The 13,190-nt window shown below is 54.5% G+C and carries 11 protein-coding genes; 9 read left to right on the forward strand and 2 right to left on the reverse strand.

Annotation, left to right across the window (positions count from 1 at the left end):
• Nucleotides 1–5: 5 nt before the first annotated feature.
• On the reverse strand, nucleotides 6–2,069 hold the full coding sequence (locus AC4G46_RS00535) for a transglycosylase domain-containing protein (RefSeq protein ID WP_491126240.1): 2,064 nt from the start codon (nucleotides 2,067–2,069) through the stop codon (nucleotides 6–8).
• A gap of 233 nt (nucleotides 2,070–2,302) precedes the next feature.
• Here AC4G46_RS00535 and AC4G46_RS00540 point away from each other — a divergent pair, with 233 nt between their 5' ends.
• The 6 genes from AC4G46_RS00540 (at nucleotide 2,303) to argS (ending at nucleotide 8,251) form a co-directional block, all read left to right on the forward strand.
• Entirely contained in the window at nucleotides 2,303–3,466 is a 1,164-nt protein-coding gene (locus tag AC4G46_RS00540) for a WD40/YVTN/BNR-like repeat-containing protein (RefSeq protein ID WP_491126241.1), read from the forward strand.
• 203 nt (nucleotides 3,467–3,669) lie between these two features.
• On the forward strand, nucleotides 3,670–4,527 hold the full coding sequence (locus tag AC4G46_RS00545; RefSeq protein ID WP_491126242.1) for a carbon-nitrogen hydrolase family protein: 858 nt from the start codon (nucleotides 3,670–3,672) through the stop codon (nucleotides 4,525–4,527).
• Nucleotides 4,528–4,542: 15 nt separating this feature from the next.
• The gene (locus AC4G46_RS00550) at nucleotides 4,543–5,211 is read left to right on the forward strand and encodes a GNAT family N-acetyltransferase (protein WP_491126243.1); all 669 of its coding nucleotides are present in this window, start codon (nucleotides 4,543–4,545) and stop codon (nucleotides 5,209–5,211) included.
• Between the two features lie 55 nt (nucleotides 5,212–5,266).
• Nucleotides 5,267–5,938, forward strand: coding sequence for a GNAT family N-acetyltransferase (locus AC4G46_RS00555; RefSeq protein WP_491126244.1), 672 nt, complete (start codon nucleotides 5,267–5,269; stop codon nucleotides 5,936–5,938).
• Nucleotides 5,939–6,125: 187 nt separating this feature from the next.
• The gene (locus AC4G46_RS00560; protein ID WP_491126245.1) at nucleotides 6,126–6,569 is read left to right on the forward strand and encodes a YwiB family protein; all 444 of its coding nucleotides are present in this window, start codon (nucleotides 6,126–6,128) and stop codon (nucleotides 6,567–6,569) included.
• Nucleotides 6,566–8,251, forward strand: coding sequence for an arginine--tRNA ligase (gene argS / locus AC4G46_RS00565; RefSeq protein ID WP_491126246.1), 1,686 nt, complete (start codon nucleotides 6,566–6,568; stop codon nucleotides 8,249–8,251). Before AC4G46_RS00560 ends, argS begins: the two co-directional genes overlap by 4 nt.
• Nucleotides 8,252–8,372: 121 nt before the next feature.
• Here the strand turns inward: argS and AC4G46_RS00570 are convergent, their stop codons facing one another.
• On the reverse strand, nucleotides 8,373–9,548 hold the full coding sequence (locus tag AC4G46_RS00570; protein ID WP_491126247.1) for a S8 family peptidase: 1,176 nt from the start codon (nucleotides 9,546–9,548) through the stop codon (nucleotides 8,373–8,375).
• Between the two features lie 358 nt (nucleotides 9,549–9,906).
• Between AC4G46_RS00570 and rpoE the strand changes: the two genes are divergently transcribed.
• The 3 genes from rpoE (at nucleotide 9,907) to AC4G46_RS00585 (ending at nucleotide 13,121) form a co-directional block, all read left to right on the forward strand.
• A complete protein-coding gene (rpoE, locus tag AC4G46_RS00575) occupies nucleotides 9,907–10,464 on the forward strand; it encodes a DNA-directed RNA polymerase subunit delta (protein ID WP_491126248.1) in 558 nt (185 codons plus the stop codon).
• Nucleotides 10,465–10,857: 393 nt separating this feature from the next.
• A complete protein-coding gene (gene pyrG / locus AC4G46_RS00580; protein WP_491126249.1) occupies nucleotides 10,858–12,465 on the forward strand; it encodes a CTP synthase in 1,608 nt (535 codons plus the stop codon).
• Between the two features lie 281 nt (nucleotides 12,466–12,746).
• Nucleotides 12,747–13,121, forward strand: coding sequence for a response regulator (locus AC4G46_RS00585; RefSeq protein ID WP_068722293.1), 375 nt, complete (start codon nucleotides 12,747–12,749; stop codon nucleotides 13,119–13,121).
• Nucleotides 13,122–13,190 lie beyond the last annotated feature (69 nt).

Below are 13,190 nucleotides of genomic sequence, written 5' to 3' on the forward strand. Positions count from 1 at the left end.
TGCTGCTAGTTCAGCCACCAGCGCTTGATATCACTCCACAGAGAGTGCTCTTCCTTGGCCGGCGCAGCCGGCGATTCTTCAGCAGGGGCCGTTTCCCCGCCGGTGGCGTGCTCATCACAATACTCTGTTGGCTCCGTGCCGCTGATAAAGGTCTCCAGCTCCTTCTCCGGGCAGGCGGCTGTGGCCAGCTTGCCGGATTCGGGATTAATGTAGACACTCACAACGCCGTCAGGAATCGGGAAAATCTTGGGAGGCACATTGGCCAGCGCTTTTTCGGTATACTCGGCGAAAATGGGTGCAGCCCGTCTACCGTCAGCTGTAGCGATATCGCGTCCCTTGTCATATCCCACCCAGACTGCAGTGGACAGCTCGGGGGTAAAGCCGACCATCCAGCCGTCGGTGTCTGTAGTTCCGGTCTTGCCTGCTACGGGGCGCTTGATAATAGAGGCTACCCGGTTACCGGTGCCGCCGCTCTCAAAGACGCCTTCCATCAGCCGGGTCAGGACATAGGCTGCCGCAGGCTCAACAACCTGCTCCCCCCCGGCCCGAGGGGCTTCGTAGATCAGATTCCCCTTGGAATCTGTAATCTTCAGAATGGCCGTCACCGGCTGGCGGACACCTCCGCCTCCGATAACGGCAAAGGCGGAAGCCATCTCAAGCGGGCTGACAGGTGAGGTGCCGAGCGCCAGGGAGGGCACGCTCTGCAGCGGGCTTTTTATCCCCAGCCTGGAAGCCATTTCTGCGACATGGTCCGCGCCGATTTTCAAAATCGTATTTACAGCATAGATATTGTCGGAAGCGGCGATGGCCTGGCGCATATTGATCTCGCCCAGGTATTTGTCGCCGAAATTTTTCGGCTGATACGTTTTACGGTTGTTGTCGTAATGGAACAGAGTCGGCTGGCTGTTAAAAACCGACAGGCCGGTCATCGTTTTGGAGGATAGCGCAGTCAGATACATAATCGGTTTGAAGGATGAACCGGGCTGCCGGGTAGTGGCCAGGGCATGATTGAACTGGTTGGAACGGTAGTTCTTCCCTCCGACCATTGCCTTGATATAGCCGGTGCGCGGGTCAATGGAGACGAGGGCGGTCTCCAGCTCACTGGCCGGGTCCATCCCTTTGTCCACGGCTTCTTCAGCTGCCTGCTGCATATCAGGGTCAAGCGTGGTATACACATTCAGCCCGCCCAGTTCCAGCTCGTCATTGCTGATCCCCAGCGTGTCGGTGACCAGCCCGCGTATATAATCACGGAAGTAAGGGGCAAGCACGACGGTATCCTTTTGGCCCTGCGGCTTAAAGCTGAGAACGGTCCGGGCGGCCTCCTCGGCCTGTTTTTCTGTAATATCTCCTACCTGGGCCATAGAGTTTAAAATAATGCTCTGCCGCTTTTTGGCGTTATCCGGATGGGTGTAAGGTGAATAATAGGTCGGGCCTTTGGGGATGCCGGCCAGCAGTGCGCTTTCCGCCAGATTCAGATCTGCTGCCGCTTTGCCGAAATACATGCGGGAGGCTGCTTCAATGCCATAAGCCCCGTGACCGTAGTAGATTTCATTTAAATACATATTGAGAATCTCTTCTTTGCTGTATTTCATCTCCAGCTGCATGGTGTAGACCGCTTCCTTGGCCTTGCGGGTCCAGGTTTTTTCATGGGTAAGGTACAGGTTGCGCGCCAGCTGCTGGGTCAGCGTGCTGGCCCCCTGGGAGCGCTCGCCTGTCTCCAGGTTGGCCAGCACCGCCCGCGCCATGCCTTTCAGGTCAAAACCGGAATGACTATAAAACTTGCGGTCCTCTACGGCCAGGGTAGCCTGGATAAGCTCAGGGGCGATCTGGTCCAGCGATACCGGGTTACGGCTGCGCCCGTCGGTCGTAAAGGTGCTCAGCACATTGCCTCTGGCATCCAGCAGCCGGGAGCGGATATCATCGCCGATCGGCGGAAGAGGTTTGTTATACAGATAGCCCAGTAGTGCTCCGGCAGCAAGCACCATTAGCACAGTCATGGCAGCTGCCAGCCGGATCAGCCGGCGGAGGCGGTGTCTCTTGACTTTCGGGTTAGCAGAATCGCGCGGCATGGCTTCAGGCTCCTTGTTCTCAGAATCAAAACGGCCGGCGGCTTCATCCGCTAGGATAGTTCCGGTTAGTTCTCATTATGGGAAAGGAAACGGGCAGATATTCAGAGCCGGAGGCAGCAGTAACCAAATTGTCTTCTTTTTGTGACCTTCTCAGGGTAGATAGAACTGCGGACGGGGAGTATAACAGAGTAGTGCTGACAGGAAAGGGTATATATATCACAGGAGGTGTCATCATGAATTGGACTAAAAAGATACATCTAAAAGCACTAACCATTCTCTCCGCGGGATTGCTCGCGGTTTCGTCCTGGGGTGCAGCAGCTCCGGTACATGCAACAGCGGCACCGGCGGGCGCCGGAGACCATGGTCTGCTGAAGCAGCTGCAGGCCAAGTATCTGGCTGCTGAAGAGACACCGCTCAGCTTCAATGATCTGGCATTTCTCAGTGCAGATACAGGACGGGCTGCAGGTAAAGGCTTTATGATCGGCACATCGGACGGCGGCAGCCATTTTCAGAAAATCTATGAAGGCCAGTGGAACTTTCGGCAGATCTCCTTCCCAGACAATGTGCACGGGTGGGCATTAGCATCGGTTCAGGAGCAGAACGGGGCCTATCTAATCGGCACATCGGACGGCGGATCAACCTGGAAGAGAATTTCGGAGTCACAGGTAGGCTTTGAACGGATCGCATTTACAGACAGCAAGCACGGCTTCGGTTATGTCCGTGCCTTTGCGTATTATACAGAGGACGGGGGACGGAGCTGGAGCCAGATCAAGACTCCGGCTAACACGCGCGGTGCAGAGTTTACCAGCCGCAATAACGGCTGGGCAGTTGTGGTGGCACCGGGCGAAGGCTACCGGGTTATGAAAACCACTGATGGCGGATCGACCTGGAAGCTGGCACTCAAATCACCTTTTGCTTACCCGGAGTACGGACAGGTATATGCCAAGGGTGATCAGGTATATGCACTCCTGTACGGAGGATCGGGCATGTCCCAGACCTCGTATTCGCTGTACGCCAGCGGTAATCAGGGAAAGAGCTGGGCCCGCGTAATCGCCCAGGAGACGGCAGGGGGCGGTCCCGCACCGGGGAGCGGATCAGCGCAGCTGAAGAAAGGCCCTGCCTCCGGCAAACCGGCCAACATGCAGCTGGCCGGCAGCAGCACAGCCTTTCTGGCCGGCTACTCGCCTGCAGGTGAACAGGTGGCTGTCGGCCGCACAGTGAATGCGGGCAAGCAATGGAGCAACCTGCCGGCAATTGCCGGATATGAAGCAAGGATCTCCTTCCCCGACAGCAAAGCGGGCTGGATGGCAGTCAAGGGCGCCGACACTTCATCCCTTTATGCGACCAAGGACGGCGGCATGACCTGGACGGAGATGTTTGCTTTTAAAGGAAAATAAAAATAACAAAATAACGACTCTATACTAATGACAGTGCGGCTCCTCCGGGGCCGCTTTTTTTGCGGGCGGATAACAAGAGGGCCTTTTTACGTTTTTCCGCCGAGTGTGATTTTGGCCGCCAGTATGATAAAATTTGATTTACTTTAACAGGAATGTGCCGTGTATCTGCGGAGCCTGTGGACAAATGCTAGGAGGAATGCAGAGTGGCCTTTCGCGTATCCGCGGTTCAATATCATTTGCATACGATAACTTCGTTTGATGAGTTTGCTGCCCGGTGTGAGCATTACATTAAGACGGCTGAGGAATTCAGCACCGATTTTATCCTTTTTCCGGAGTTTCTTACAACTCAGCTGATGTCCATCGGGGACGGGCAGGGTAACGCTCTGGGTATTGAGGACCTGCCGCAGTTTACGGAGCAGTACCGGGAGATGTTCTCCGGTTTTGCCCGCAAATATAATGTGCACATCATCGGAGGCACCCATGTGCTGCGCCGGAACGGCAAGCTGTACAATGTGGCGCACCTCTTTTATCCGGACGGAAAAATTGCCGAGCAGGCTAAGCTTCATATTACCCCCGCTGAGGTAGAAGGCTGGAATATGGGGGCCGGAGAAGGTTTGGAGGTCTTTCAGACGGATAAAGGAACCATTGCCATGTTGACCTGCTACGATATTGAATTCCCGGAAATTGTGCGGATGGCGAGAGCCAAGGGGGCTGACGTCATTTTTTGCCCGTCCTGCACGGATGACCGCCACGGCTTCCACCGGGTCCGCTATACCAGCCATGCGCGTGCGATCGAAAACCAGATTTATGTTGTGCTGACTGGAACCGTCGGGTCGCTGCCAACCGTTGATCTGATGCGTGCGAACTTCGGGCAGGCTGCTGTTATCACACCTAATGATGTTCCTTTTCCGCCAAAAGGGCTGCTGGCCGAAGGTGAGATTAACGATGATATGATTATTACCGCTGATCTGGACCTGGAGCTGCTGTACCGGGTGCGTGAGCGCGGCTCGGTAACCACCTGGCGTGACCGGAGAACGGACCTGTACACAGACTGGACATAAAGGAGTCAGGCAAGGATGTATACTAAAAGCTTTTATGCCTTTGACGGTAAAGTGCCGGTTCCTGCGGTTATCCGGAATTATACGGCGGCGGATTTTGACGAGCTGATTACGATACAATCGGAAGCTTTTCCGCCTCCTTATCCGGCAGAGCTTCTGTGGAACCGGGAGCAGCTGCACAATCATGTGGAGTTGTTCCCGGAGGGGGCGCTCTGCGCAGAAGTGAATGGTGAACTGGCCGGGTCGGTTACGAGCCTCAAAATTCTTTTTAATGAAGAATCGGCACATCACAGTCATACCTGGTCTGAAGTAACAGCAGACGGATATATCACCACACATCAGCCGGACGGCAATACGCTGTATATTGCGGATCTGTGTGTACGCCCCAAATTTCGCAAGCTGGGACTGGGCAAGGAGCTGGTACAGTCCCTGTATCATGTGGTCGTAGAACAGAAGCTTGAGCGGCTGCTGGGTGCGGGAAGAATGCCCGGCTATCATAAAGAGGCCTCCCGGCTATCGGCAGAGGCGTATCTTGCTGAGGTTATCGGCGGGCAGCTGGCTGATCCGGTCATAACGTTCCTGCTGCGCTGCGGGCGGTCGCCGCTTGGTGTGGCAGCGGACTACCTGGAGGATGAGGAGTCCTGCAATTACGCTGCGCTAATGGAGTGGCGCAATCCTTTTTTATAGAAAAGACAGGCTAAAAGCAGAGCCCAATCAGAATAACACAGGAGGAGATTCTACTATGGAATATGTAAGAATTACGAGCCTTTCTGATCCGCTATTCAGACAAGTACATAATCTGCTGAGCGAGGTGTTCCCGCCGGAAGAGGTGCTGGAATACAGCCTGTGGCAGGAGCCGCTGGAAGACCCGGGAATCCGTGCGTTCGCAGCCGTCCATGAAGGCAACGTTGTCGGGACTACAGAATACCGTTACTATCCGGACTGGAACGTAGCGATGACCGACTTCACCGTAATCGGCCGTGAGGGCCTCGGGATCGGGCGTTTTCTGGCCGGGAGCCGCCTGAAGGATCTGGGGAAGCTTGCAGCAGATAACGGCAAGGAGCTGTACGGCATGTTCGCGGAGATTTATGATCCGTACCGGGTGGAGGATTTCGGCTTCGGCGGCGTTAAGCCGATGGATCCGTTTGTCCGCCGTGAGGTATTGTCCCATCTCGGGTATGAGCGGCTTGATTTCCCTTATGTCCACCCGTCCTGGCAGGGCGACGGCGAAGCTGTAACCGGTCTGGATCTCTGCTTCATGCCCGGACAAGAGGGGCTGGAGTCGGTAGAGGCCTCCCTGGTGGCTGACTTCCTGACCCGCTATTATGCGGTGCTCGAAGATAAGCCAGCCGCCTGGCATGCCATGGTAGAGCAGCTGCGGGCCAAGGATACCTTGCGGCTGCTGCCGTTGTAACTAAATGAATTGAAGAAATTTGAAGAAGGGGAGCGGCCGGAAGTCCAAACATTCTTTGGAGCCACGGCTGATCCTAAAGGGAAAATAAAAGTTCAATTGTATTGCTCACCCGGACTGGATTTAGTGTACAATGGGTAAGCGAATATGCCTTGAATTTATGAATAGAACGATAAGCGAGGAACAGAGCATGTCTGAACTACAGTCCGCCAAATATGGTGTTACTGTTACGCTGGAAAGCCGGCAGGACGGGCAGAAGAATGTGATTAAGGCTGCCGGTGAAGTCATCTCCAAAGGGGAGCAGCTGTTTATCCGTTATGAAGAAGCGGAGCAGGGCCCGCAGGGAGAGGCTGTATCTGTCCGTACGATGATCAAGATTACGGGCCGTGAACTGAAGCTGATCCGGCACGGGAGCATTGAGTCTGAGCAGTCTTTTGAGACAGGACGGCTCCTGCCGGGCTTCTACCGGTCCCCGTACGCCCAGTTTAATCTCTCGACCGACACGCGGAAGCTGGATATTACGCGTAATGGACGTTCGCTGGAGGTCTCGTGGGAGTATGACTTGTACGTCTACGGGGAGTTATCAGGACAGTTCGCTATCAGTTTGTATATACAGGAGGAACCACAATCATGACACAAAGTTTAAATCCGCTGCAGCTTGCCAATGAGCGGGTCAAAGAAGCGGTTGCTAATGCTATTCTGGCGGCCGGTCTCGTAACACAGGAAGAGCTTCCGGCCATTGCGCTGGAAGTGCCGAAGGACAAGGCTCATGGAGATCTGGCGACCAATGCAGCTATGCAGCTCACCAAGATCGCCAAGCGCAATCCGCGTCAAATTGCGGAAGCTATTATTGAGCATCTGGACACTGCTTCAGCCTCTATTGAAAAAGCGGAGATCGCCGGTCCGGGCTTCATCAACTTCACGCTCTCCAAGAGCTACCTTTATCCGGTCATCGGTCTTGTCACAGAGCAGGGCGACAATTATGGCCGGATTGAGACAGGCAAAGGCAAAAAGGTGGAGATGGAGTTTGTCAGCGCGAACCCTACCGGCAGCCTGCATCTTGGACATGCCCGCGGCGCTGCGGTCGGCGATGCCCTGTGTAATGTGCTTGATTTTGCCGGTTACCAGGTAACCCGCGAATACTACATTAATGATGCCGGTAACCAGGTGAACAATCTGTGCAAATCGATCGAGGCCCGCTACCTACAGGAGCTCGGCCAGCCGGCGGAAATGCCGGAGGACGGATACCACGGTGAGGACATCAAGGGCTTTGCCAAGGAGCTCGTTGCCGAAAAGGGCGACAGCCTGCTGGAGATGACTCCGGGAGACCGTGCGGCATTTTTCCGTACCTACGGGCTTACGAAGGAACTTAACAAGATCAAACGCGACCTTGAACGCTTCCGCGTCAATTTCGACATCTGGTTCAGCGAGACCTCGCTGTACGAGAACGGCCAGGTGCTGCGCTCGCTGGATGAGCTGCGCGACCGCGGCGAGGTATACGAGCAGGACGGCGCTACCTGGCTCAATACAACCAAATACGGGGATGACAAGGACCGCGTGCTAATCAAGAACGACGGCACCTACACTTACCTGACACCGGATATCGCTTATCATAACGACAAGTATGAGCGCGGCTACGATACCATGATCAACATCTGGGGCGCCGACCACCACGGCTATATCCCGCGGATGAAGGCAGCGATGTCTGCGCTCGGCAATGACCCTGAGAAGCTGGTCGTGCTGATTGCCCAGATGGTCAGCCTGTTCCAGAACGGCGAGAAAGTCAAAATGTCCAAGCGTACCGGCAAGGCCGTTACAATGGAAGATCTGATGGAAGAAGTCGGCCTCGACGCGATCCGCTACTTTTTCACTATGCGCAGCATGGATTCCCATCTTGATTTCGACATGGATCTGGCCATTTCCACATCCAATGAGAATCCTGTCTATTATGTGCAGTATGCGCATGCGCGGATCTGCAGTATTTTCCGCCAGGCTGAGGAGCAGGGCATTACCGTGCCTGCCATCGATCAGATTGACTTCAGCAAGCTGACAGCTGTTCATGAATATGACCTGCTGCGCAAGATCGGCGAGCTTCCTGCCGAAATTGCTATTGCTTCCGAAAGCTATGCGCCGCACCGCCTGATCCGCTACGTGTACGATCTGGCTGCGCAGTTCCATAGCTATTACAAGGCTGAGCGCGTCATCACTGACGACGCTGCCCAGACCGTGGCCCGCCTCGCCCTGCTGGGCGCGGCCCGCACCACCATCGCCAACGTCCTGCGTCTCGTTGGCGTAACTGCTCCTGAGCGGATGTAACACCCGCTCAGCACACCAAGCACCGCCCCCCGTTCCACGGGGAGGCGGTGCTTTTTGGTGCCGCCGGCCCTGCGCCCGGCGGCTGTCCCCCGCCGCAGTGCGCGGCGGGGCCTCTACGGGCCTACGCCTTCGCGGCAGCGGCGGCGGCCTGTTTGGCTCTTGCGCCTGCGCGCAGCAGGCGCAGGGCATCTGCTGCGCCGCCGCCGAGGGCGGCACGGCGCTGGCCCTTGCGCAGCCGCACCGGCAGGGCCGTGCGGCGCAGCAATTGCTTCAGCTCGCGCGGCGTCAGCGCCGGACGCAGCGCGAGCAGCAGGGCCGCGGCACCGGTGACATGCGAGGTCGCCATGGAGGTGCCGCTCATTTCCTTGTAGCCCTCCCGCAGCCAGCAGGAGGGCACGCCCTCGCCGGGCCCGTATACATCGATATACGGGCCGCGGTTGCTGAAGGCCGCGACGCGGTGCCTCCGGTCAAGGGCGCCGACGGCAATCGTCTCGGGATAGCGGGCCGGGTAATCCCCGCCCCGCTTGCCGTCGTTGCCGGAGGAGGCGATGATGGCGATTCCGGCCCGGTAGGCCTTGATCACCACATCATGCAGGGCCTTGCTCCGCGTCTTCATGCCGAAGCTCATATTGATGATGTCGATCTTGTTCTGCACACACCAGTCGATGCCGAGCACAATGTCGGACACATAGGCAGAGCCGTTATGGTCAAAAGCCTTGACCGGATAGAGCAAGGCCCGCGGGGCCACGCCCATCATGCCGCGGGTGCCGCCTGCTGCCGCCAGCGTGCCCGCAATGTGTGTACCGTGCCCGTTGTCATCCAGCGGCAGCATGCCGCGGTGGAGCAGATTGACGCCGGAGGCGAGCGAATGCTTCAGATCGGGGTGCCGGTAATCGACCCCTGTGTCAATGACACCGATTTTCACATGGACGCCGGTGGATTTGGACCAGGCCTGGGGGGCATGAATCGCCTTCACGCCCCATGGCATCATCGCGGCACCTGTTTTTTCACCCGCCAGGGAGTGAACCTGGATTCTGAGGTCTTCTTCTATGCTTAAGGAGGCGGCGAATTTGTCCATCAGCTTTTCCGCTCCTGCGGCCGGTACAAAAAAAGCCTTGATCAGACTTGAGACCTGAACCTGCCGCAGCCCCGGGCGCTTCGCCTTCAGGGATTTCCACTGTGACAGAGCTCCGGCATACTGGCGGTGATCATTGAAGGTCACAATGCGCCGCTCCGCATTTTTGGGGGCAGCCGAAATCTCCTCAAGCAGCAACTGCCAAAATCCGTAATAATCCATAGGTTACGCCGTCCCCTCCTCGCTGCCGTGCTGCCATATTGTATGAGGGGAGGCAGACGTCCGAATGGGAACTTGCCCTTTTTTAGCGAAATAGGCTGCCCATCGTGTCAAAAAGCGGTGCATCACATAAAATAAACAGAAGAGATATTCAGTTCTCTTTGCAACATCCCGTAAGGAGCCGATCCTTGGCGTGGATACAGTCATGTGCGGAGGAATATCCTCCGCCTTTTTAATGACTGCGGGCATATTACATATTATTCCTGTTCATTTCCGTCTTCCTGCCGCATTTGACTTGCATTTTGCACTCAAATAGGTTTTACTTAGTTTTGTTAATATGCGTGAGAGGAAGTGTCCTTTAGTGAGTACGCCACTCAATTTAAAGCTGGACCCTGAGAAAGTTAAAGAAATGCCGATGGTCGACCTGGCCTTCCTGGTGCTCAAGGCGGCTAATACGCCTTATTATTACCGTGACCTTATGGTTGAAGTGGCCAAGCTGCGCGGTATGACCGAAGAACAAACCAACGATACGATTGCCCAGTTATATACCGAGATCAACATCGACGGGCGTTTTGCCTGTGTCGGAACCAACCTGTGGGGACTCAAACGCTGGTATCCGCTTGAGCGCTCCGATGATCCAGTCGGCAACTCCAAGCGTCCGCGTATCATCAACGATGAGGACGACGATCTGGAAGACGATGACTTCACCGAAGAGGATGATAACTACTCTGCTGAGGAAGAGGATTTCGATGCGATCGACGAAGACCGCGACGACCTCTATTCCGACGACGACAGCGAAGAGGAAGTTGACGACGATGTGGTTATTGATGATGACGACATCGACGAAGACGAGGACGAAGAGGATTCTGAAGAAGATGACAATGGGGATGCTGACGGCGACGGAGACGACGATTATTAATATCGTAAGAAGGCTTAATTCCTCCCTTGACACGGGTGGTACCGCCAGAGTAAACTATTGCATGGGCTTCTAATGAAAGTTAATATGTTTTCTAAAATAAAAAGTGCCCCGGCTCTACGGGTGTCACTTTTTTTATTTTTTTAGATGGTTTTTCCGTGTTTTTCAAAATATCAGCAGTATATGTCTAGGGACTTACACAGGTCTGATATTTCTTGCAGAAACGGATGCCGCCTTCCCTGAAGAACGGCGAAGCCGTTTCTACTTGGGATGATCGCCTTTCATTTTGGGCGGCGGAAGTAACTTTGGTTTCCCCCGGTTTGATGATGGAAAAAAGGGTTACGATAAACAGAAGCGTCGCCTGAATTTCTGGACTTTATTTAGGAGGGTTTTACAGTGACAAAGTATATTTTTGTAACGGGTGGCGTCGTGTCCTCCCTGGGCAAGGGCATTACAGCCGCTTCGCTGGGCCGGCTGCTCAAAAACAGAGGTCTTAAGGTGACGATCCAGAAATTCGATCCTTACATTAACGTAGACCCGGGGACAATGAGCCCTTATCAGCACGGGGAAGTATTTGTAACGGATGATGGTGCGGAGACAGACCTTGACCTTGGACACTACGAACGGTTTATTGACATTAATCTGTCCAAGAACAGCAACGTGACGACAGGTAAGATCTATTCCTCGGTCATCAGCAAAGAGCGCCGCGGTGAATACTTGGGCGGAACGGTTCAGGTTATCCCTCACATCACGAATGAAATCAAGGAACGCGTATTCCGTGCCGGACGCGAGACAGGCTCTGACGTAGTTATCACTGAAATCGGCGGTACCGTAGGGGACATCGAGAGTCTTCCGTTCATGGAAGCGATCCGTCAGATCAAGAGCGATATCGGCCGGGAAAATGTAATGTATATTCACGTGACCCTGATTCCTTATATCAAGGCTGCCGGTGAAGTAAAAACCAAACCGACACAGCACAGCGTGAAAGAGCTGCGCAGCATCGGAATTCAGCCGAATGTGATTGTATGCCGTACGGAGTATCCTTTGACTGATGACATGAAGGCTAAGCTGGCCCTGTTCTGTGATATTGACAAGAATGCCGTAGTAGAGTGCCGCGATGCCTCCACTCTATACGAAGTTCCGCTCAATCTGCGTGACGAAGGCCTGGACGAAATTGTAGTCAACCACCTGAAGCTGACTACGCCGGCGCCGGATATGCGTGAGTGGGAGAGCATGCTGAGCCGGATTCAGCAGCTTGAGCGCACGGTTGAAATTGCCATTGTCGGTAAATATGTGGCGCTGCATGACGCTTATCTGAGTGTTGTGGAGTCTCTGTCCCACGCCGGCTTTGCAGCCAACGCAGAAGTCAAAATCCGCTGGGTTGACGCTGAGCTGATCACGGATGAGAATGTGGACGAGCTGCTTGGCGGCATCGGCGGCATCCTCGTTCCGGGCGGCTTCGGAGACCGGGGGATTGAAGGTAAAATCTCCGCAATCCGTTATGCGCGTGAGCGGTCCATTCCATTCTTCGGCATTTGCCTTGGGATGCAGGTTTCAGTAATCGAGTACGGCCGTTCCATTCTGGGACTGGCTGGTGCGAACAGCTCGGAGATCGATCCGGCTACACCGCATGCGTTGATCGACCTGCTGCCGGAGCAGAAGGATATTGAAGATATGGGCGGAACCATGCGCCTTGGCCTGTATCCATGCAAACTGTTGCCGGATTCCCTGGCAATGTCCTGCTATGATGATGAGCTGGTGTATGAGCGTCACCGTCACCGGTATGAGTTTAACAATGCTTACCGCGATGAGATTGAAAAGGCGGGCCTGATTATCTCCGGAACATCACCGGACGGACGCCTGGTCGAAATTGTGGAGCTTCCGGGACACCCTTGGTTCCTGGCAGTGCAGTTCCATCCGGAATTCACTTCCCGTCCGAACCGTCCGCAGCCGCTGTTCCGCGAGTTTGTCAAAGCTTCCCTGACACATTCAGAGCAGCTGTAAGTCATAAACCAGTCTTTACGTATATGTTATGCCGGTACTGATAGCCGGCTGAAGGCCTCCGCAAGGAGGTCTTCTTTTAGATATAGAAGCAGAAATGACCGAACCCAGAAGCCGGCATTCCACCATTTAATGGAATGTATTTACCCTTTTTATCCAATTAGCAGGATTTTGGCAACAAAGCACGAATTATAGGTTTCGTATAGACTGAACAGTCATAACGGGCCGTCAGCTGTGAGAGGGCGCGGCATAGACAATCTGCCTTATATCTGGGAGGGTATGATATGGAAAAGAGAAAAGTATTAATCGTCGATGATCAGAACGGAATCCGGATTCTCCTGATGGAAGTATTTAATAGCGAAGGGTATGTCACTTATCAGGCTGCTAACGGAAAGGCGGCGCTTGAAATCGTCCAGAAGGAATCCCCGGACCTGGTTCTGCTGGATATGAAAATCCCGGGTATGGACGGACTGGAAATCCTCAAGCATCTGAAAGAGCTCGATCCGGCTATAAAGGTTATTATGATGACAGCATATGGTGAGCTCGATATGATCAAGGAGGCAACAAAGCTTGGCGCATTAATGCATTTTACCAAACCGTTTGACATTGATGAAATGCGGGTGGCGGTAAATACGCACCTTCAGGGGCAAGCCGGTTAATATGCCGCAGCATTGTTGGTGTTAATGGTTTGGTGAGGGTCTTCTATGGATAAGCTAAATCAGGATAAG

The sequence above is a fragment of the Paenibacillus sp. fava2 genome, assembly GCF_058313675.1.

What these genes read in the sequence shown, in the direction of transcription:
- AC4G46_RS00535 (WP_491126240.1), bottom strand. Translation starts at nt 2,069, where the DNA reads ATGCCGCGCGATTCTGCTAACCCGAAAGTCAAGAGACACCGCCTCCGC.
- AC4G46_RS00540 (WP_491126241.1), top strand. Translation starts at nt 2,303, where the DNA reads ATGAATTGGACTAAAAAGATACATCTAAAAGCACTAACCATTCTCTCC.
- AC4G46_RS00550 (WP_491126243.1), top strand. Translation starts at nt 4,543, where the DNA reads ATGTATACTAAAAGCTTTTATGCCTTTGACGGTAAAGTGCCGGTTCCT.
- AC4G46_RS00555 (WP_491126244.1), top strand. Translation starts at nt 5,267, where the DNA reads ATGGAATATGTAAGAATTACGAGCCTTTCTGATCCGCTATTCAGACAA.
- AC4G46_RS00560 (WP_491126245.1), top strand. Translation starts at nt 6,126, where the DNA reads ATGTCTGAACTACAGTCCGCCAAATATGGTGTTACTGTTACGCTGGAA.
- argS (WP_491126246.1), top strand. Translation starts at nt 6,566, where the DNA reads ATGACACAAAGTTTAAATCCGCTGCAGCTTGCCAATGAGCGGGTCAAA.
- AC4G46_RS00570 (WP_491126247.1), bottom strand. Translation starts at nt 9,548, where the DNA reads ATGGATTATTACGGATTTTGGCAGTTGCTGCTTGAGGAGATTTCGGCT.
- AC4G46_RS00585 (WP_068722293.1), top strand. Translation starts at nt 12,747, where the DNA reads ATGGAAAAGAGAAAAGTATTAATCGTCGATGATCAGAACGGAATCCGG.